Genomic DNA, 19,781 nt, shown 5'->3' on the forward strand with positions numbered 1-19,781 from the left:
CAGTCAAGAAAGATGGTCAGGCGGCCTTCACCTCGTACGCCCTCACCCGTACCGCCTCGTCGTCCAGGCACTGGCCCGACTCCAGGTCGAAGCGCTGCTTCAGGAGGGGGGAGGCGACGAAGGGGCGGCCCTGGTGGGTGCCGGTCAGGCCGCGGGAGAGGACCGCCGCGCCGGTGAAGGGGTCGCGGTTGTCGATGGCGTACAGGCGGCCGGTGCGGTCGGCGAAGACGGCGACCTGGCGGCCGTCGGGGAGGAGGGCGGCCACCCCGCGGCCGGGGAGCAGCGCGCTCAGGTCGCAGACCGTGAACCAGTCGTCGGTGAGGCGGAGCTGGACCTTCAGATCGGTGGTCTCGAGGGCCAGGGTCATCGCGTCGCGGTTCCTTCCAGGATGTCGTCGGCAGGGCGCAGGCCGATGTTCAGCAGCGGCAGGTCGGGCTTCATCTGGTCGCGCTCGGGGACGAACGCGACCACCGGGTCGGGGGTGTCGGGGGCGTTCACGAAGGACACGAAGCGGGCCAGCTTCTCCGGGTCGTTGATGGTCTCGGCCCACTCGTCGCGGTAGTGCGAGACATGGGCGGCCATCAGGGCCTCCAGTTCGTCGCAGATACCGAGCGAGTCGTGGACGACGACGTCCCGTACGTGGTCCAGGCCGCCGGGGACGCGGTCCAGCCACACGCTGGTGCGCTCCAGGCGGTCGGCGGTGCGGATGTAGAACATCAGGAACCGGTCGATCAGGCGGATCAGTTCGGCGTCCGAGAGGTCCTGCGCGAGCAGGTCGGCGTGGCGCGGGGTGGCGCCGCCGTTGCCGCCGACGTAGAGGTTCCAGCCGCCCGCGGTGGCGATGACGCCGAAGTCCTTCGACTGGGCCTCCGCGCACTCGCGCTGGCAGCCGGAGACCGCGGACTTGAGCTTGTGCGGGGAGCGCAGCCCCCGGTAGCGCAGCTCCAGGTCGATCGCCATGCGGACGGAGTCCTGGACGCCGTAGCGGCACCAGGTCTGTCCGACGCAGGACTTCACCGTGCGCAGCGACTTGCCGTAGGCGTGCCCCGACTCGAAGCCGGCGTCGACCAACCGGGCCCAGATCAACGGGAGTTGTTCGACCCGCGCGCCGAACATGTCGATGCGCTGGCCGCCGGTGATCTTCGTGTAGAGGCCGAAGTCGCGGGCGATCTCGCCGATCACGATCAGCTTCTCCGGGGCGATCTCCCCGCCGGGGATGCGCGGCACCACCGAGTACGAGCCGTTCTTCTGCAGGTTGGCCAGGAAGTGGTCGTTGGTGTCCTGGAGGGCCGCCTGCTCGCCGTCCAGGACGTGGGTGCTGGCGCCGATCGTCGGGGCGAGGGAGGCGATGATCGAGCCGACCGTCGGCTTGCAGACCTCGCAGCCGTCGCCGCCGCGCGCCGCTTCCCGGCCGTGGCGGTCGAGCAGGTCCCGGAAGGAGGTGACGCGCAGGGCGAGGACGATCTCGTACAGCTCCTCGCGGGTCTGGGAGAAGCAGGCGCACAGGCCCTTGTCGACCTCGACGCCGCTCGCCTCCAGCTCGGCGTTGATGAGCTGGCCGAGGACCTTGACGCAACTGCCGCAGGTCGTACCGGCCTTGGTGCACTTCTTCACCTCGGGCACGGTGGTGCACTGGTGCTCGGTGACGGCCTCGCGGATCGTGCCCTTGCGGACGTTGTTGCAGGAGCAGATGATCGCGTCGTCCGGCAGCGCGGACGGGCCGAGCTGCACGGGCGCCCCGGCGCCGGCCGGCAGCACCAGCGACTCGGGCGAGACCGGCGGGACGGAGCCGGTGAAGGCCTTCAGCGTGCCGTACGCCTCCGCGTCGCCGACCAGGATGCCGCCGAGCAGCGTGCCGTCCCGGCCGATGACCAGCTTCTTGTACAGGCCGGCGCGGGAGTCGGAGTACACGACGTCCAGGCAGTCCTCGGCGGTGCCGTGCGCGTCGCCGAAGGACGCCACGTCCACGCCGAGCAGCTTCAGCTTGGTGGACAGGTCGGCGCCGGTGAACGCCGACTCGTCCTCTGCGATGGTCGCGGCGACCGTCTCGGCCTGCTCGTAACCGGGCGCCACCAGGCCGTACACCCGGCCGTCGGCGGCCAGCGCGCACTCGCCGATCGCGAACACGTGCGGGTCGGAGACCGTACGGCACTGCTCGTCGACCGCGATGCCGCCGCGCTCGCCGACCGTCAGACCGCAGTCGCGGGCCAGCTGGTCGCGGGGGCGGACACCGGCGGAGAACACCACCAGGTCGGTGGCGAGTTCGGAGCCGTCGGAGAGCTTCATGCCGGTGACGGCACCCGAGGCGTCGGTCACGATCTCCTGCGTGCCCACGCCCGTGTGGACGGTCAGGCCCATCTCCTCGATGGTGCGCAACAGCGCCGCGCCGCCGCCCTCGTCGACCTGGACGGGCATCAGCCGGGGCGCGAACTCCACGATGTGGGAGGTGAGTCCGAGGCCCTTGAGCGCGCCCGCCGCCTCCAGGCCGAGCAGTCCGCCGCCGACCACGGCACCGGTCGTCGACTTCCTCGCGTACTCCTCGATCGCGAGCAGGTCCTCGATCGTGCGGTAGACGAAACAGCCCTCGGCGTCCTTGTTCGGCACCGGCGGCACGAACGGGTAGGAGCCGGTGGCCAGCACCAGGACGTCGTAGTCCACGACCAGCCCGGAGCGGGCCGTCACCCTGCGCGCCTCGCGGTCGACGGTCTCCGCCGGGTCACCGATGCGCAGCTCGATGCCGTGCTCCTCGATGAACGCCATGTCCGTCATCGACAGGTCCTCGGGCGTCTTCCCCGAGAAGTACGAGGTGAGCTGGACACGGTCGTACGCCGGGCGCGGCTCCTCGCACAGCACGACCACGCGGTGCGTGGCGGTCAGGCCGCGCTCGGCGAGCGCCTCCAGGAAACGCTGGCCGACCATGCCGTGGCCGATGAGCACGATGGTCGATGTGTCCGTGGACATCAGGAGCCTCCGTCATTGGTGAGCAGGTGGAGCAGGGGCCCGCCGTCGGAGGGGAGCGGCTCTGCTCCCTCCCAGGCGCGCGCGAGGGCGCCGACGGTGCCGAGTTCGCCGACCAGGACCCCGCCGACCAGGCGGTCGTCGCGGACGACGACCTTGCGGTAGGTGCCCCGGGTGGCATCGGTGAGCTGGACGACGTCGTCGCCCGGCAGCGCCTCGGTCTCGCCGAACGCGGCCAGGTCGAAGGGGCTGTCCGGGCCGGTGAGGGTGAGCCGGGTCAGGGAGCGGGTGCCGGTGTAACGGGAGCCGGTGTCCCCGGCGAGCAGCGCGGCGAGCGCGTCGGCCTGTTCCAGCGCCGGGGTGGCCAGCCCGTACACCGTGCCGGCGTGCTGGACGCAGTCGCCGATCGCGTGGATGTACGGGTCGGAGGTGCGCAGCTCGTCGTCGACGACGACACCCTTGCGGACCTCCAGCCCGGCCGCCTGCGCGAGACCGACCCTCGGGTGCACCCCGCAGGCCAGCACCACGAGGTCGGCGTCGAGGGCGTAACCGTCGGCCATCTCCACCGAGCGGACCGCGCCGCCGACGCAGCGCACGTCCCGCACCCGGCACTCGGTGTGCACCTCCACGCCGAGATCGGTCAGATGCCGCCCGACCAGCTTGGACGCGGCCGGGTCGAGCTGGCGTTCCATCAGCCGCTCGGACTGCTGGGCGAGGACGACCTGCGCGCCGCGCACGGCGAGCGCGCGGGCCGCGGAGACCCCGAGCAGCCCGCCGCCGATCACCACCGCCCGCACCCCCGGCCGTACCGCCTTGGCCAGGCCCAGGCAGTCGTCCAGGGTGCGGAACGCGTGCACGCCCTCGGGCAGCTCGTGGTCCTCGGTGAACAGGCCGCGCAGCGGCGGCAGCACGGGGTTGGAACCGGTGGCCAGGACGAGCCTGTCGTAGGCGATCACCGACCCGTCCGCGCAGCCGACGGTCCGCCCGGTGCGGTCGATGCCGGTGACCCGGGCGCGGGTCAGTTCCGCGGGCGCCGGCAGGGCGATCACCTCGGGGCTGTAACGTCCGGCCAGCACCTCGGCGAGCAGCACCCTGTTGTACGGGCGGTGCTCCTCCTCGCCGACCAGCGTCACGGGCGTGCCGAGCTCGCCGAGCCGCCGGGCGAGTCGTACGCCCGCGAGGCCGGAGCCGATCACCACCACACGCTCATTCGAGGTCATGCCCTTGAGCCTGCGGTGCGGGTGTTACCCGTCGGCATCCCTCCTGTTTCCCGCACGGAACGCTGCCCTCAGCGGGGGAGCGCGGCAGGTGTGAGGAGGCCGGGCCCGGCGGCAACCTCAAGTAACGCTCATCTTGATGGACGTGACATCTATCCCGTTCGTAGGCTCCTGACCATGCCCGACATCTCCCTGACCACGGTCGTCCTGCTCTGTCTGGCCGCCCTCGCCGCCGGCTGGATCGACGCCGTGGTCGGCGGCGGCGGGCTGCTGCTCCTGCCCGCCCTGCTGCTCGGCCTGCCCGCCGGCACCCCCGCCGCGCACGCGCTCGGCACCAACAAGGCGGTCGCGATCGTCGGCACCACGGGCGCGGCGGTCACCTACGCCCGCAAGGCGCCGGTCGACGTGAAGACCGCCGTACGCATCGGCCTCGCGGCCCTCGCCGGATCGTCGGGCGGGGCCTTCTTCGCGGCCGGGATGAGCACCGAGGTCCTCAAACCGGTGATCATGGTGGTGCTGCTCGCCGTCGCCGCCTTCGTGATCCTGCGCCCCGCCTTCGGCACGGCCCCCGCCACCGGCCCGGCGACCCGCCGCCAGATCCTCGCCGCGATCGGTCTGGCCGGCCTCGGCATCGGCTTCTACGACGGTCTCATCGGCCCCGGCACGGGTACGTTCCTCGTCCTGGCGCTCACCGCCCTGCTCCACCTCGACCTGGTCACCGCCTCCGCCACCGCCAAGATCGTCAACTGCTGCACCAACGCGGGCGCGCTCGCGATGTTCGCCTGGCAGGGCGCGGTGCTGTGGCAGCTCGCGGTGCTGATGGCGGTGTTCAACCTGGCGGGCGGCACGCTCGGCGCGCACACGGCCCTGAAGAAGGGCAGCGGCTTCGTCCGCGTCGTCCTGCTGACGGTCGTCTTCGCCCTGGTGGCGAACCTGGCGTACGAGCAGTGGCTGGCCTGAGCGGCACACAGGGTGATCAACCGGCTGTCATGATCCACTCGCGAGGGTTAGGCTCGAGCGCCGCTCCATGACGCGGGCGGCCGGTGCTGGGGAGCGCCGCAGAACAGAACACGAGTGGGGGAGACGATGGTCGAGGACGTCAGACCGTCCGGGACGTGGCCGCTGGGGAAGGCCGCGTGGGTGGCCGGAGCGGGCGCGCTGGTCGGGCTCGCGGTGGAGTTCCATTGGCTGGGGTGGACGTCTTTCCCCGGCAACAGTTGCGGCAGCAGGTACCGGCCCTGCCCGGAGGGCACGGCGCCGACCCTCATCCTGGCGTTCCTCCTCACCTTCGCGGGCGCCGTCGCGCTCATCGTCGCCCTCGCCGCGTTCAACTCGAGCCGCCCGGGAAAGGCCGTGCCCGGCGCACTCGTCGCGGCGGGCGTGCTGATCGTGCTGTGGCCCGGCTGGCAGGCCTACCTCTGGATGCGCGGGCCGGTGCTCGACCGCGCCTGGCAGGCCGGAGCGGACCGGCCCGCGAGCGTGCGCGGCGTCGGGGCCTGGGCGGTGGGCGGGGACGGCGGCACGGTCGTACGCGCCCGGACCGACGCGCTGATCGCATACGACTCCGGCAGCGGGGACCGCGGATGGGTGCTGCGGGCGCCCGTGCGGGAGTCGGTGTGCGCGATGAGCGAGCGGATCGTCGACGGCATTGGCCTGGTCGCCTTCGCACGGAACGAGAAGCCCTGCGACACCGTGTGGGGCGTCGACGTACGCAGCGGGCGCAAGGTGTGGGAACGGAACATCACCGGTGTGACACCGGGGTTCTACCAGGGCGGCGGCGGGCTGCTCTCCGCCGACGCGGGCGTGGCCGTGGCGCTGGGCGAGCACGCGGTCCACGGGTACGGGCTCGCCGACGGCGCGGTGCGCTGGACCGCGAAGACCGCCCCCGCCGCCGGGACCGGGGCCGAGGACGACGTCGAGTGCGAGCCGGTGACGGCCTCCACCGCCGGCGGCACCACCACGGTCGCCGTGACCTGCGGCAGCTACAAGGGGTTCCACTCGGCGTTCCTCCTCACCCTCGACACCGCCACGGGCAAGGAACTGGCCCGGCGGGCGCTCCCGATCGAGAGCGCCCCGCAGTCCGCCGCGGTGCTCTCCGCCGAGCCGTTCACCCTGCTGGTGGAGGAGGAGGACGAGCGCGGCCTCGCCGCCGTACTGTCCTACGGAGACCCGGACGACCTGAAGCGGGAACCGGTGACGATCCCGCTCACCGCCGACGAGGAGGACCTGGCCGTCACCGGGTTCGACCCCAAGTTCGCGGCCCGGCCGGTGTTCCGGGCCGTGGTCGCCGACGGGAACCTGATCGTGGCGGCCGCGAAGCCGGGTTCGTCCTCCCCCGAGCGGGTCGTGGCCTACTCGCTCGACGACGGCCGCCGCCGCTGGCACGCGGATCTGGGCACCGAGGTCGTCGCCCTCACCCCCGCGGGCCCGGACCGGGTGGCCGTACTCGGCGAGTCGCAGCGCCTGTGGACGCTCACCACCGATGACGGCACCCGGGTGGGCGAGGAGGACGGCATCACGGTCCGCGACATCTCGCTCAAGCTCGACAGCGGCCCGCAACTGGTCCGGGCGGGCGACGGCTGGGTGATCGTCAACGCCGACGGCGACAACTACCCCCCGGCGCTCGCGGTCCGTCCCTAGGGGGGGCGTCTCCCGGCTCAGCGGCTGCCGGTCAGATGGGCGTACACCACCACGTTCCCCTGATAGCCGGTGGTCCGGGACCAGCCCCCGCCGCAGGTGATGACCCGCAGCTCGGGGCGGGGTGCCGCGCCGTACACCTTCTCGTCGGGGAAGTCCTCCGCGTCGTACACCTCGACCGCGTCCACCGTGAACACGGCGACGGTGCCGTCGCGGCGGTCCACCTCGATGGTGCCGCCCTTGCGCAGGGCGCCGAGGGAGTAGAAGACGGCGGGGCCGTCGGTGTTGTCGACGTGGCCCGCGACGATCGCGGTGCCCGTCTCTCCGGGGGTGGTGCCGGCCTCGTACCAGCCGGCCAGGTTCTCGCGGTCGGCCGGGGGCGCGTCGAGACTGCCGGTCCTCGTCAGGCCGAGGCCCGTCAGGGGCGCGTCCACCCCGATCGCGGGGATGCGGATGCGGTCGGGAGGGGAGGGCGGCAGGGCGGGGGCCGAGGTCCGGTCCGCGCCGCGGTCGTCGTCCCCCGCGTGCGCCTGGGCGGCGGACGGCTGCGGCGGCGCCTGCGTCCCGGTCCCGTCGCGCAGCAGCCACATCCCCGCGCACAGGGCGCACACCGTGACGGCGGCTATCGCTGCGTTGCCCGGACCCCCGGTCCGGCGGAACCTGCGGCGCATGACGGACTGACCTCATCTCGAATCGGCCCCCGTTCCCCCTCCGGGCCGCGAGGGGCGTCGGACCCGGAGGGGGAGGGGACTTGCGGTACCGGCGGGGACGGGCAGCGGAGGGTGCCCGTCAGATGTCATCGCCTCTCGCCCGGCGATGCAGGAGCCAGGTACCGCCCGCGGCGGCGACGGCGAGAGCCGTCACACCGGCCGCGGTCTGTACGGGGTCGGGGCCCAGCGCGCCTCCGACCCCCGTCTTCACACTCCCCCGGGGGACCACCTGCCGCGCGTCGGGCGTCAGCGTGACCACCAGGTCACCGGCCACCCGCCGGTCGGTCCCGTCACACGTCGCGACGATCTCGTACGTCCCCGGCTGCGCGCTCGGCGGCACCTGGAACTGTCCGATCGCGTCCCGTTCGTGCGTGCTCGGCGCCAGCGTGAACCGGCCGGCGCCCACGGCGGTGGCGTCGCCCGCCGCCGTCCCGCCGTCGCCGCACGCCGCGGTGTTCACCGTGACGTGCGATCCCGGCGCGACCGAGGACGGGTACACCTCCAGGCTCCCCGTCGACGTGCCGGCGGTCTCCCCGGCGTACGCGGGCGCGGCGAGCAGCCCCGCGGTGGCCACGGCGAGCGCGGTGCCGGTCAGCAGCCGGGCGGTACGTCGCATCGATGCTCCCTCGGGTTCACGGAGGGGCCACGGCCCGCGGCACCCCCATGTGCCGCCGTCGGACGCGTCCCTGCCTCTTCGAGGTAAGTGCCACCGGGGCCGTACCGCTTCTTGAGAGGGCGTCAGGAGGCGGGCTGAACGGGTGTCAGGGGCACCCGGACGGCCGCCGTCCTTTGTCGCGTTTCAGCAGGTCACCGGTGTCGCGCCGATCCGGTCGCGGTGAAGCACCCGAAGGGTGCGGCACACGGGGGTGAACGGGTGACCGGCGCGTCTGCGAGGATCGCCCGCGGGGAGGTGGGCGCGGTGAGAGCACGCACAGGTGTGAAGCTGGCGATGTGGGCCCTCGTGCTCTGGGGGCTGTTCCAGGCAGGCCAGGGGGTGACGAGCCACGGGATGAGCAGCGAGGCCGAGTGCTCCTGGATCAACATAGGCCCGGACGGTGAGGAACATCCCTCGCCGATGGAGTCCGGCGACCGGTGCCTCACGCGGGACGGCGACGAGAGGACCTACGAGGAGCAGTGGGCCTTCCAGCGCGAGGCGGGCGAGGACGTCGTCACCGGCACGTGGGTGCTCGGCGTCGGGGCGCTCGGACTGGCCGGCCTGTCCGTCGAGCGGCGGCTGCAGAAGGCCTGGGCACGGCGGCCGTACGAGGCACGGACGCGGCACTCGTGGAGTGTGCGGACACGACGGCTGCGGGGCCGCGTCTAGGCTCTCGCTCCCCGCCACTCACCGCCCTCGATCAGCTTCCCCCGCACCCGCAGCCGGGCGGCGACGGCGGGCGCGGCGACGTACACCCAGGCCCGCACCGCCGTACCGTCGCCGGCCCGGACGACGTCCCGCGCCACCCGCTCGTAGAGATTGCGCGGATCGCCCGGCACGTACTCCTCCAGCCGGTCCAGCTCGGTGAGCAGCCCCGCGTACGCCTCCGGCAGCGCGGTCACCAGCTCCCCGCTCACCGCGGAGCCCGGCTCCTCGACGGCGTACGGGTATCCGGGCCCCTCGTACAGCACCGCGCCCCGGAGCCTGCCGGGTTCCTCGCGCAGGGTGCGGCCGCGCAGGAAGAGGTCGTGGTTGGTCTCGCCGGGGCGGAGGGTGCCGTAGACGAAGAAGGGGAGAAGCACTGGTTCACCTGCGCGGACGGTCGGTGGAGCGCGGAGCCTTGCGGGAACGATTCTCACCCCGCGCGCACCCGTGGCCGCTACGGCGAGGAAGGCGCGGGCCGGCCGGCCTCCACCGCCTCGAGGCGTACCGCGCACGCCTTGAACTCGGGCATCCGGGAGGTCGGGTCGAGGGCGGGGTTGGTGAGGGTGTTGGCGCGGCCCTCACCGGCCCAGTGGAACGGCATGAACACCGTGTCCGGCCGGATCGCGGTCGTGATCCTGGCCGGCGCCACCGCCCGCCCCCGCCGGGACACCACGGCCACCGGGTCGCCCTCGGCCGCGCCGAGCCGCTCCGCGAGCCGGGGGTGCAGCTCCACGAACGGGCCGGGCGCGGCGGCGTTCAGCTCGTCGACGCGCCGGGTCTGGGCACCGGACTGGTACTGCGCCACGACCCGCCCGGTGGTCAGCAGCACGGGGTACTCGTCATCGGGTTCCTCGGCGACCGCCCGGTGCGACACCGGCACGAACCGCGCCCGCCCGTCCTCGGTGGCGAACCGGTCGAGGAAGAGGCGGGGGGTGCCGGGGTGGACGCCGGGGGCGGCACCTGAGCGGGGGGCGGAAGCGCCGTCGGCGGTGTCGAGCCGGCCGGTGACGTCGGCCCGCGTCGGGTCGTCGAGCAGGGCGTCGATCCCGGCGGCATTCCGCGGAACGTGTCCGACACCGCCGATACCGCGAGGATCGGTGCCGGTGCCGGTGCCGGTGCCGGTGCCGGTCCCGATTCCGGTCCCGGTGCCGGTCCCGGTCCTGGTCCCGGTGCCGGTCCCGGTCCCGGTCCTGGTCCCGATTCCGGTGCCGGTCCTGGTCCCGCCCGCGTCCAGCGGGCCGTCCACCTGCGCCGGGCACGGCCAGAACACGCCGTTCTCCTCCGCCAGCCTCCTGTAGGTGATCCCGGAGTAGTCCGCGGGCCCGCCCGCGCTGGCCCGGCGCAGTTCCTCGAAGACCTCCTCGGGGTCGGTCGGGAAGCCCTTCTCCAGGTTCCGGTCGCCGCTGCCCAGCCGCGCGGCCAGCTCGTGCATGACCTCCAGGTCGCTGCGGACGCCCTCCGGCGGCGTGATCGCACGCCGCCGCAGCAGCACCCTGCCCTCCAGGTTCGTCGTCGTCCCCGTCTCCTCCGCCCACTGCGTCACCGGCAGGACGACGTCGGCGAGCGCGGCCGTCTCCGACAGCACCACGTCACACACCGCCAGGAAGTCCAGCGAGCGGATCCGCTCCTCGATGTGCGCGGCGTGCGGCGCCGACACCACCGGGTTGGAGCCCATCAGCAGCAGCGAGCGGATGTCCGTACCGAGAGCGTCCAGCAGCTCGTACGCGCTGCGCCCCGGCCCCGGCAGCGAGTCGGGGTCCACGCCCCACACCTCGGCGACATGCGCCCGCGCCGCCGGATCCGTCAGCTTGCGGTAGCCGGGCAACTGGTCGGCCTTCTGGCCGTGTTCGCGTCCGCCCTGCCCGTTGCCCTGCCCGGTCAGGCACCCGTACCCGGACAGCGGCCGGCCCGCCCGCCCCGTCGCCAGGCACAGGTTGATCCACGCGCCCACCGTGTCCGTGCCCTTGGACTGCTGCTCGGGTCCGCGCGCGGTGAGCACCATCGCGGCCTCCGGCTCGCAGAACAGCCGTACGGCCTCCCGCAGTTCGGGAACGGGCACGCCGGTGATGCGCTCCACGTACTCCGGCCAGTGCGCCATCGCGGCGGCCCGGGTCTCCTCCCAGCCGCTGGTGCGCTCCCGGATGTACGCCTCGTCGGTGCGCCCCTCGGCGACGATCAGGTGCAGCAGTCCCAGCGCCAGCGCGAGATCGGTGCCGGGACGCGGCGCCAGGTGCAGATCGGCCTGCTCGGCGGTCTTCGTACGGCGCGGGTCGACGACGATCAGCGTGCCGCCGTTCTCCCTCAGCTCGGTGAAGTACCGCAGCGACGGCGGCATGGTCTCCGCCGGGTTCGACCCGACGAGGATCACGCAGCCGGTCCGCGGGATGTCCTCCAGCGGAAACGGCAGTCCCCGGTCCAGCCCGAACGCCTTGCCGCCCGCCGCCGCGGCCGACGACATGCAGAACCGCCCGTTGTAGTCGATCTGGGAGGTCCCCAGCACCACCCGCGCGAACTTCCCCAGGCTGTACGCCTTCTCGTTGGTCAGCCCGCCCCCGCCGAACACCCCGACCGCGTCCGCCCCGTACTCCGCACGCGTCCGCCCGAGCCCCTCGGCGACCCGCGCCAGCGCCTCCTCCCAGGAGGCCGGCACCAGCGCGCCCCCCTCGGACCGCACCAGCGGCGAGGTCAGCCGCACGCTCGACGACAGCACGGCGGGCGCCGTGCGCCCCTTCCCGCACAGCGCCCCCCGGTTCACCGGGAAGTCCGCACGCTCACTCACCTCGACGGCTCTCCCGTCGGGGGCCGGCGTCAGATTCATCCCGCACTGCAGGGCGCAGTAGGGGCAGTGCGTGGGCGTCACGGTGTCTCGCATACGCCCAGGCTGCGCCCCCGGTGTTACGCACCGCACCGGCCGTTGTTACACCCCGGGTACGGCGACCTCCCCGCCGGTCGCGCCCCACGGTGAGGGGTTCATCCGATCCCCTGCGCGGACGCCTCCTCAAGCGCCCGCTCCACCCCCGGCTCCCTCGGCCCGAGGAAGCGCGGGTCCGGGCGGAAGGTGGCGTCCAGGGCCGCCTTCCCCGCCGCGAAGATCTCCCGGACGCCCCCGTAGTACCAGGTGACGTCGTGACGGTCGTCCACGCCGATGCCGTACGAGGTGACGCCGGCCGTCCGGCACAGGGCCACCGCGCGGCGGATGTGGAAGCCCTGGCTGATCAGCACCGCGCGGTCCACGCCGAAGATCTTCTTCGCGCGGACGCAGGAGTCCCAGGTGTCGAAGCCCGCGTAGTCGCTGACGATCCGCGTGTCGGGGACGCCGTGCCGCGTCAGGTACGCGCGCATCGCGTCCGGCTCGTCGTACTCCTCGCGGCTGTTGTCGCCGGTGACCAGGACCACCTCGATCCGCCCCGCGCGGTACAGCTCCGCCGCCGCGTCCAGCCGGTGCGCGAGATACGGCGACGGCTCCCCGTCCCACAGGCCCGCGCCGAAGACCACGGCGACGTCGGTGCGCGGCACGTCGGCGGTGGTGCGCAGCCGGTCGTCCGTCGTCACGCGCAGCCAGGTCGCCGGCAGCAGCGCCAGCACGCACACCGCCACCACCCCCTGCACCAGCCGCCGCTGCCCCGTACGGGTACGCGGCAGGCGCGGACGGCGGACTCTGAAACGGCGCATCGGACGGGCCCTCCCCGGTCGGTCCTCGACCGTGAGAGACGCCCCGCCGAGCCTTCCGGTTCACCTCACGCACTGTGACCGGCTTCACGGCTCGGGGTGAACCCGCAGGTCGAACCGCCTCACACCCGTCGCCGTCCACATGGTGAACGGCCGGAAAACACCCGTCACGCCCGCGCAACGGGAAGGCAACGTGCCGCATCCACGATCGGTGCATGACGACGTACACCACGAACCCTCCCGCCCTCGTCGTCGTGGCCCACGGCAGCCGCGACCCGCGCGCGCTGAGCACCGTACGGCAGCTCCTGGACCGCGTCCGCGCGCTGCGGCCGGGCCTGCCCGTGCACCTGGGCCACATCGAGCTGAACGCGCCCCTGCTCCCCGACACCCTCGCCGAGCTGGACGCGCGCGGCACCGGGGCCGCCGTCCTCGTACCGCTGCTGCTCAGCCGGGGCTACCACGTCAAGCGGGACATCCCCGAGATGGCCGCCGGGGCACGGCTGCACGCGCGCGTGGCCGCGCCGCTCGGCCCGCACCCCCTGCTCGTGGACGCCCTGCACGCCCGCCTCACCGAGGCCGGCTGGCACACCCCGGCCGACGGGGCGACCCGCCGCGCGAGCGGCGTCGTGCTCGCCGCCGCCGGCTCCCGCGACCCCGAGTCGAGGGTCGACACGGGCCGCACCGCGCGGCTGCTCGCCGAACGCCTCGGCGTCCCCGTCGTCCCCGCGTACGCCTCCGCCGCCGCCCCCACCGTCCCCGACGCCGTCCGCGCCCTGGCCGCCCGGGGCCGCCACCGCGTGGCCGTGGCCTCCTACTTCACGGCCCCCGGTCGCTTCGCCACGGAATGCGCGGCAGCGGCGCCGGGTATCGCGTCCGCCCCCCTGGCCACCCACCCCGCGATGGCCCACCTCCTCCTGCACCGCTACGACCAGACCGCGAGGACCCCGTCCACCACACCTCTGGAACTGGCGTCAGCCGTCTGAGGAAGGGGGCGCGGAGCTGTGCCGATATGCGGCTCCGCCGCGTGTGCGCAAAAAAGGGGGACCGGGGGCGCAGCCCCCAGGGACGGAGCGGGAAGGGGCGGCGGGGCGAAGGAAAACTAGTCCAGGTACCCCCGCAACTGATCCGCGAAGGCGTGGTCGCGGAGCTTGTTCAGCGTCTTGGACTCGATCTGCCGTATCCGCTCGCGGGTCACGCCGAAGAGGCGGCCTATCTCCTCCAGGGTGCGCGGACGCCCGTCGACGAGGCCGTAGCGGAGCTGGACGACCTTGCGCTCGCGTTCGCCGAGGGTGGAGAGGACCGCCTCCAGGTGCTCCCTGAGCAGCAGGAACGCGGCCGATTCGACCGGACTCGCCGCGTCCCCGTCCTCGATGAGGTCACCGAGCGCCACGTCCTCCTCCTCGCCCACCGGCGCGTGGAGGGAGACCGGCTCCTGCGCGAGCCGCAACACCTCCCCCACCCGCTCGGCCGGCAGATCGAGATGCGCGGCCACCTCGCCCGGCGTCGGCTCGTACCCGCGCTCCTGCAGCATCCGCCGCTGCACCCGCACGACCCGGTTGATGAGCTCCACCACGTGCACGGGGACGCGAATGGTCCGGGCCTGGTCGGCCAGCGCACGCGACATGGCCTGGCGGATCCACCACGTGGCGTACGTGGAGAACTTGTACCCCCGCGCGTAGTCGAACTTCTCCACCGCCCGGATCAGCCCGAGGTTCCCCTCCTGGACCAGGTCCAGCATGGTCAGCCCCCGGCCCACGTACCGCTTGGCGACGGATACGACGAGCCGCAGATTCGCCTCGATCAGCCGCCGCTTGGCCATCCGGCCCATGACGACGAGCCGGTCCAGGTCGACGGCGAGCCGACTGTCCAGATCGGGCGCCAGCCGCAGTTTCTCCTCGGCGAACAGCCCCGCCTCGACACGGCGGGCGAGTTCGACCTCCTCGGCGGCGGTCAGCAGCGGGATGCGCCCGATCTCGCGCAGGTACTGCCGGAACAGATCCGAGGAGGGCCCCCCGGTCTCGGCGCGGACGGGCGCGACCGGGGGGCCGGGCTCGACGGAATCGGCCGGCTCGGGCGGTGTCTCGGGATGGTGCGCGACGCGGCTCTGCGCGGGCATGGCGACGAGAACGCCGGCGTCGGGCTGGGTGAGGATCTGGGTCTGGGTCTGCACGGGGGCGACCTCCAGGATGATCGCTGCCAGGGGGTGGGGCAGCGGTACTTCGGGAACGGAGTCGGCGGCCTCGCCGCTGTCCGTCCCGTACGCGATGAGCGGAACCGCGGATGTCCGGGACCCGTCGGTGACGGATCGGCCGCGCTCCGAGGACTCAGGCACCGGGACCAGTGTGGGGTACGACACATCGTCCCCACGAGGGGCGTGCGATGACTTTTTGCGTCCGTCCGGTGACCGGCCGCTTATCCGGACCCGCCCCCGGCCGCCCTCACAGGGCGGCTGCGCCGTGTTCCCGCAGGGCCTGGTCGTACTGCTGGAGGACCCACAACTCGTTCTGCACGGCGGCCAGTTCGCCCGGGTCGCCGTGGGTGCTGAGGCGGGTGAGGCGGCTGGCGACGTCGCGGATGCGGCGCTCGACCGCGCGGCGGCGGACGGTGACGAGCTGGGCGCCCGCGTAGGTCTCGTCGACCCCCTTGACGCCCCGGTGCAGCATGATCGCCTCGACGGCGAGTTCGGTGACCATGGCGCGGACGGTGTCGTCGGGGGCGGCCTCGCGGACCCGGATCAGGTACTCCTGCGGGTCCTGCACGCCGTGCTCCGCGCCGCCCGCGTCCAGGATCGCCTGGCGTACGGCCGCGTAGGGCGGGGCGGTGAACTCGTCGACGCCGTACGCGTCGAAGGCCGGGGAGACCAGCTCCGGGCGCTGGAGGGCTAGCTTGAGCAGTTCGCGTTCGGTGGCGAAGACCGGGTTGCGGAGGTTGAGGGCGGGACCGCGCGGGGCGGCCTGGGCGGGGGCGTACTGCTGGGCCCCACCGCCGCCCCCGCGCTGCTGCTGGTCCGGTGCCGGACCCTTGCCGCCGCGTTCGCGGGCCCAGCGGGCGAGCTGGGCGACCCGCTTGACGACGAACTGGGTGTCGAGGATGCCGAGCATCCCGGCGAGCTGGACGGCGACCTCGTGCTGGGCGCCGCTGTTCTTGATCCGGGCGACGATCGGCGCGGCCTCGTCGAGGGCGGCGGCGCGGCCGGCCGGGGTGTCCAGGTCGTAGCGGACCACGATCTGGCGGAGGGCGAACTCGAAGAGCGGGGTGCGGGGTTCGGCCAGGTCGGCGACGGCCTCGTCGCCCTTGGCGAGGCGCAGGTCGCAGGGGTCCATGCCGTCGGGGGCGATGGCGATGTAGGTCTCGGCGGCGAACTTCTGGTCGTCCTCGAAGGCGCGCAGGGCCGCCTTCTGGCCTGCCGCGTCGCCGTCGAAGGTGAAGATCACACGCGCGCTGCCGTTGTCCATGAGCAGCCGGCGCAGGATCTTGATGTGGTCGCCGCCGAAGGCGGTGCCGCAGGTGGCGATGGCGGTCGTCACCCCGGCGAGGTGGCAGGCCATGACGTCGGTGTAGCCCTCGACGACGACCGCGCGGGAGGCCTTCGCGATGTCCTTCTTCGCCAGGTCGATGCCGTAGAGGACCTGGGACTTCTTGTAGATCGCCGTCTCGGGCGTGTTGAGGTACTTCGGGCCGTTGTCCGCCTCGTAGAGCTTGCGGGCGCCGAAGCCGACGACCTCCCCGCCGATGTCGCGGATGGGCCACATCAGCCGGCCGCGGAAGCGGTCGATGGGGCCGCGGCGGCCCTCCTGGGAGAGCCCGGAGAGGATCAGCTCCTTGTCGCTGAAGCCCTTGCCGCGCAGGAAACGGGTGAGGTGGTCCCAGCCCTGGGGGCTGTAGCCGACGCCGAAGTGGACGGCGGCGGCCTGGTCGAAGCCGCGGTCTGCGAGGAAGCTCCGGCCGGTGTCCGCCTCGGGGGAGGTCGCGAGCTGTTCCGCGTACCACTCGGCGGCGATCTTGTGGGCCTCGACCAGACGGATGCGCTCACCGCGCTGGTGGGTCGGGTTGTACCCGCCCTCCTCGTAGCGCAGGGTGATCCCGGCCTGCCCGGCGAGGCGCTCGACCGCCTCCGAGAAGGAGAGGTGGTCGACCTTCATCACGAATGTGATGGTGTCGCCGCCCTCCTGACAGCCGAAGCAGTGGAAGAGTCCCTTGCTCGGGCTGACCTGGAAGGACGGCGACTTCTCGTCGTGGAACGGGCAGAGCCCCTTGAGGTTCCCCCCGCCCGCGTTCCGTAGCTGGAGGTACTCGGAGACGACGGCGTCGATCGGGACCGCGTCCCGAACCGCCTTCACGTCCTCGTCATTGATCCGTCCTGCCACGCGTGAATTCTACGGGGGTGAACTGACACCCCGGGGAGCTGAAGCGCCCCCGAAGGGGCGCGGGGCTGTGACATATGCGGCTCCGCCGCGTGGACGCGATCAATCACAACGGCGCCGCACGCGCAATGCGACAGAACCCGGCAGACGCCTAGGCCACAAGACTCTCCAGCGGCACATGCGGATCCGCCAACGCCTCCGTATCCACCCGCACGCCGGACCGGACCAACCCCTGGATCGGGTCCGTGACATCCCACACATTCACATTCATCCCCGCCAGCACACGCCCCTCCCGCACCCAGAACGCGACGAACTCGCGCTTCCCCGCATCACCACGGATCACCACCTGGTCGTACGACCCCGGCGGCGCCCACCCGGAGTACTCCATTCCCAGGTCGTACTGGTCGGTGAAGAAGTAGGGAACGCGATCGTAGATCTCCTCCCGGCCCAGCATGGAGCGTGCGGCCGCCGGCCCGCCGTTGAGCGCGTTGGCCCAGTGCTCCACCCGCAGCCGCGTGCCGAAGAGGGCGTGCGGGAAGGACGCGACGTCCCCGGCCGCGTAGATGTCGGGATCCGACGTACGCAGCCGTTCGTCGACGAGGACGCCCCCGCCGTCCGCGCGGTCGGCGAGCTCCAGTCCCGCCGCCTCCGCGAGAGCGACCCGCGGGGCCGCGCCGATCGCCGCGAGGACGGCGTGCGCGGGGTGCTCCTCGCCGTCGTCGGTGCGGGCGGCGAGGACCATGCCGTCCTGGCCGGTGATCTCGGTGAGCGTGGCACCGAAGTGGAAGCGGACGCCGTGCTCCCGGTGCAGCTCGGCGAAGAGCTGGCCGAGCTCGGGGCCGAGGACCGAGTGCAGCGGGGTCTCGCCGCGGTGGACGACGGTGACCTCCGCGCCGTACTCGCGGGCCGCCGCCGCGATCTCCAGGCCGATCCAGCCGGCGCCGGCGATCACCAGATGGCCGTTGTCGCGGCCGAGGGAGGCCAGGACGCCCTTGAGGCGTTCGGCGTGGGCGAGGCGGCGCAGATGGTGGACACCGACGAGGCCGGTGCCCGGGATGTCGAGGCGGCGGGGTTCGGCGCCGGTGGCGAGCAGCAGTTTGTCGTAGCGGACGACGGTGCCGTCCTCGCCGAAGCGGACGGTCCTCGCGGTGCGGTCGATGGCGTCGACGGTCTGGCCGAGGTGCAGTTCGATGTCGTGGCGCGCGTACCAGGCGGGTTCGTGGACGAAGACGCTGTCGCGGTCGTCCTTGCCGAGGAGGTAGCCCTTGGAGAGGGGCGGACGCTCGTAGGGGTGGTCGCGTTCGTCGCAGATCAGTATCACGCGGCCGGTGAAGCCCTCCGTTCTCAGCGTCTCGGCCGCCTTGGCGCCGGCCAGTCCGCCTCCGACGATGACGAATGTCTGATCCGCGTCGACCACGTGATGCCTCCTCGTAACGGTGTAGCCACCTGTGAGCGTCCCGCACTCAGCATGATGCCGTAAGGGGGAGCGACCCGATCAGGCCGTACGGCTCATGCCTGCCCCGTGAGACGGGCGTGAAGCGAGCGGGCCGAGGCGTCGGTGAGCGACGCGATCTGGTCGACGATCACGCGCTTGCGGGCGCGGTCGTCCGGGGCACGCTCGAACAGGGTGCGGAACTGGGGGTCCAGGCCGTCGGGGGCGCGGGAGGTGAGTGCCTCGGCCAGTTCGAGGACGACGATCCGCTGGTCGGCGCGGAGCAGTTCCTGTTCGGCGCGCTGCATGACGTACCGGTCGGCTACCGCCTTGAGGACCGCGCACTCCATGCGGGTGCTGCGCGGTACGACCAGCTCGGCGCCGTATCTGGTGAGGCGCCCGCCACCGTGGGCCTGCCGGGTGGCGCCTTCGGCGGCGAGGCAGAAGCGGCCGATGAGCTGGCTGGTGGCGTCCTTGAGGCGGGCCTGGGCGACGGCGGTGCCGTCGTAGCCGTGCGGCCACCACTCCTGGTCGAGGAGGCGGTCGAGGGCCTCCGCGAGTTCGGCGGGGTCGGTGTCGGCGGGGACGTACCGGCCGACGGCGACGGCGAAGACGGCCTGGCGTTCGGGTTCGGCGTGGAGGCAGTCGGGGTCGATGTGGCCGGCGTGCAGGCCGTCCTCCACGTCGTGCACCGAGTAGGCCACGTCGTCGGACCAGTCCATGACCTGGGCCTCGAAGCAGGTGCGGGTGCCGGGGGCGTCCTCACGGAGCCAGTCGAAGACGGGGCGGTCGTCGTCGTAGACGCCGAACTTCGGGGAGGCCGGGTCGGTGGGGTGGGCGCCGCGGGGCCAGGGGTACTTGGTGGCGGCGTCGAGGGCGGCGCGGGTGAGGTTGAGGCCGACGGAGCCTTCGGGGGTGAAGCGTTTGGGTTCGATGCGGGTGAGGAGGCGGAGCGACTGGGCGTTGCCCTCGAAGCCGCCGCAGTCCTCGGCGAACTCGTTCAGCGCCTGTTCGCCGTTGTGGCCGAAGGGCGGGTGCCCGAGGTCGTGGGAGAGGCAGGCGGCCTCGACGAGGTCGGGGTCGCAGCCGAGGGCGGCGCCGAGTTCGCGGCCGACCTGGGCGCATTCGAGGGAGTGGGTGAGGCGGGTGCGGGGGCTGGCGTCCCAGACCTGGCTGTGCTCGCCGGGGGTGACGACCTGTGTTTTTCCGGCGAGGCGGCGGAGGGAGGCGGAGTGCAGGACGCGGGCGCGGTCGCGTTGGAAGGCGGTGCGGCCGGGGCGTTTGTCGGGTTCGGGGGCCCAGCGGGCGACTGACGTCCGGTCGTATGCGGTGGGGGGTGCGGTGCCTTCCATGCCCTGACAGTACGGGGAGGGGGTGACAGTCGGGGCCGGAACGAGTCGCGGGGGCCGGCCGCCCGGGCAGGTCGCCGCGTTC

The 19,781-nt window shown here is 73.0% G+C and carries 16 protein-coding genes; 4 read left to right on the forward strand and 12 right to left on the reverse strand.

Features of this window, described 5'->3' with window-relative positions; genetic code table 11:
* Positions 1-16 precede the first annotated feature (16 nt).
* The 3 genes from nirD to AMK33_RS07915 are packed head-to-tail and all read right to left on the reverse strand — an operon-like array spanning position 17 to position 4,178.
* Positions 17-367 (reverse strand): nitrite reductase small subunit NirD, encoded by a 351-nt coding sequence (gene nirD, locus AMK33_RS07905; protein WP_073932002.1) that lies wholly within the window; start codon positions 365-367, stop codon positions 17-19.
* On the reverse strand, positions 364-2,961 hold the full coding sequence (gene nirB, locus AMK33_RS07910) for a nitrite reductase large subunit NirB (RefSeq protein ID WP_107425043.1): 2,598 nt from the start codon (positions 2,959-2,961) through the stop codon (positions 364-366). Before nirB ends, nirD begins: the two co-directional genes overlap by 4 nt.
* On the reverse strand, positions 2,961-4,178 hold the full coding sequence (locus AMK33_RS07915; RefSeq protein ID WP_073932004.1) for an NAD(P)/FAD-dependent oxidoreductase: 1,218 nt from the start codon (positions 4,176-4,178) through the stop codon (positions 2,961-2,963). Before AMK33_RS07915 ends, nirB begins: the two co-directional genes overlap by 1 nt.
* A gap of 174 nt (positions 4,179-4,352) precedes the next feature.
* Between AMK33_RS07915 and AMK33_RS07920 the strand changes: the two genes are divergently transcribed.
* Both AMK33_RS07920 and AMK33_RS07925 read left to right on the forward strand, forming a co-directional pair.
* The gene (locus tag AMK33_RS07920) at positions 4,353-5,135 is read left to right on the forward strand and encodes a sulfite exporter TauE/SafE family protein (RefSeq protein WP_073932005.1); all 783 of its coding nucleotides are present in this window, start codon (positions 4,353-4,355) and stop codon (positions 5,133-5,135) included.
* A gap of 114 nt (positions 5,136-5,249) precedes the next feature.
* Positions 5,250-6,815, forward strand: coding sequence for an outer membrane protein assembly factor BamB family protein (locus AMK33_RS07925; RefSeq protein WP_235618006.1), 1,566 nt, complete (start codon positions 5,250-5,252; stop codon positions 6,813-6,815).
* A gap of 17 nt (positions 6,816-6,832) precedes the next feature.
* On the opposite strand, the gene AMK33_RS07930 is transcribed toward AMK33_RS07925, so the two are convergent.
* The gene (locus tag AMK33_RS07930) at positions 6,833-7,483 is read right to left on the reverse strand and encodes a class F sortase (protein ID WP_073932006.1); all 651 of its coding nucleotides are present in this window, start codon (positions 7,481-7,483) and stop codon (positions 6,833-6,835) included.
* 118 nt (positions 7,484-7,601) lie between these two features.
* A complete protein-coding gene (locus AMK33_RS07935; RefSeq protein ID WP_073932007.1) occupies positions 7,602-8,138 on the reverse strand; it encodes a hypothetical protein in 537 nt (178 codons plus the stop codon).
* 303 nt (positions 8,139-8,441) lie between these two features.
* On the opposite strand from AMK33_RS07935, the gene AMK33_RS07940 reads away from it, so the two are divergent.
* A complete protein-coding gene (locus AMK33_RS07940; protein WP_143203810.1) occupies positions 8,442-8,846 on the forward strand; it encodes a hypothetical protein in 405 nt (134 codons plus the stop codon).
* Here AMK33_RS07940 and AMK33_RS07945 read toward each other — a convergent pair.
* The 3 genes from AMK33_RS07945 to AMK33_RS07955 all read right to left on the reverse strand — a co-directional run bounded on the left by AMK33_RS07945 (position 8,843) and on the right by AMK33_RS07955 (position 12,554).
* Positions 8,843-9,259 carry a gamma-glutamylcyclotransferase family protein gene (locus tag AMK33_RS07945; protein ID WP_073932009.1) on the reverse strand — a complete coding sequence of 139 codons (417 nt, stop codon included), beginning with the start codon at positions 9,257-9,259 and terminating at the stop codon, positions 8,843-8,845. The two genes, AMK33_RS07940 and AMK33_RS07945, sit on opposite strands and share 4 nt — an antisense overlap.
* Before the next feature lie 77 nt (positions 9,260-9,336).
* Positions 9,337-11,754, reverse strand: a complete 2,418-nt coding sequence (locus AMK33_RS07950) for a molybdopterin oxidoreductase family protein (protein WP_073932010.1) — start codon at positions 11,752-11,754, stop codon at positions 9,337-9,339.
* 98 nt (positions 11,755-11,852) lie between these two features.
* Positions 11,853-12,554, reverse strand: coding sequence for a SanA/YdcF family protein (locus AMK33_RS07955; RefSeq protein WP_073932011.1), 702 nt, complete (start codon positions 12,552-12,554; stop codon positions 11,853-11,855).
* Between the two features lie 212 nt (positions 12,555-12,766).
* Here AMK33_RS07955 and AMK33_RS07960 point away from each other — a divergent pair, with 212 nt between their 5' ends.
* Positions 12,767-13,534: a sirohydrochlorin chelatase gene (locus AMK33_RS07960; RefSeq protein WP_073932012.1), complete on the forward strand. Its 768-nt coding sequence runs from the start codon at positions 12,767-12,769 to the stop codon at positions 13,532-13,534.
* Between the two features lie 116 nt (positions 13,535-13,650).
* On the opposite strand, the gene AMK33_RS07965 is transcribed toward AMK33_RS07960, so the two are convergent.
* From AMK33_RS07965 to AMK33_RS07980, 4 genes are all read right to left on the reverse strand, one after another.
* Positions 13,651-14,883, reverse strand: a complete 1,233-nt coding sequence (locus AMK33_RS07965; protein ID WP_073932093.1) for an RNA polymerase sigma factor — start codon at positions 14,881-14,883, stop codon at positions 13,651-13,653.
* A gap of 106 nt (positions 14,884-14,989) precedes the next feature.
* Positions 14,990-16,918, reverse strand: coding sequence for a DNA primase (dnaG, locus tag AMK33_RS07970; protein WP_073932013.1), 1,929 nt, complete (start codon positions 16,916-16,918; stop codon positions 14,990-14,992).
* Positions 16,919-17,066: 148 nt separating this feature from the next.
* The gene (locus AMK33_RS07975; RefSeq protein WP_073932014.1) at positions 17,067-18,332 is read right to left on the reverse strand and encodes an NAD(P)/FAD-dependent oxidoreductase; all 1,266 of its coding nucleotides are present in this window, start codon (positions 18,330-18,332) and stop codon (positions 17,067-17,069) included.
* 92 nt (positions 18,333-18,424) lie between these two features.
* Positions 18,425-19,699 (reverse strand): deoxyguanosinetriphosphate triphosphohydrolase, encoded by a 1,275-nt coding sequence (locus AMK33_RS07980; RefSeq protein WP_073932015.1) that lies wholly within the window; start codon positions 19,697-19,699, stop codon positions 18,425-18,427.
* Positions 19,700-19,781 lie beyond the last annotated feature (82 nt).

The organism is Streptomyces sp. CB02400 (assembly GCF_001905725.1).
Taxonomy (GTDB): Bacteria; Actinomycetota; Actinomycetes; order Streptomycetales; family Streptomycetaceae; genus Streptomyces; species Streptomyces atrovirens.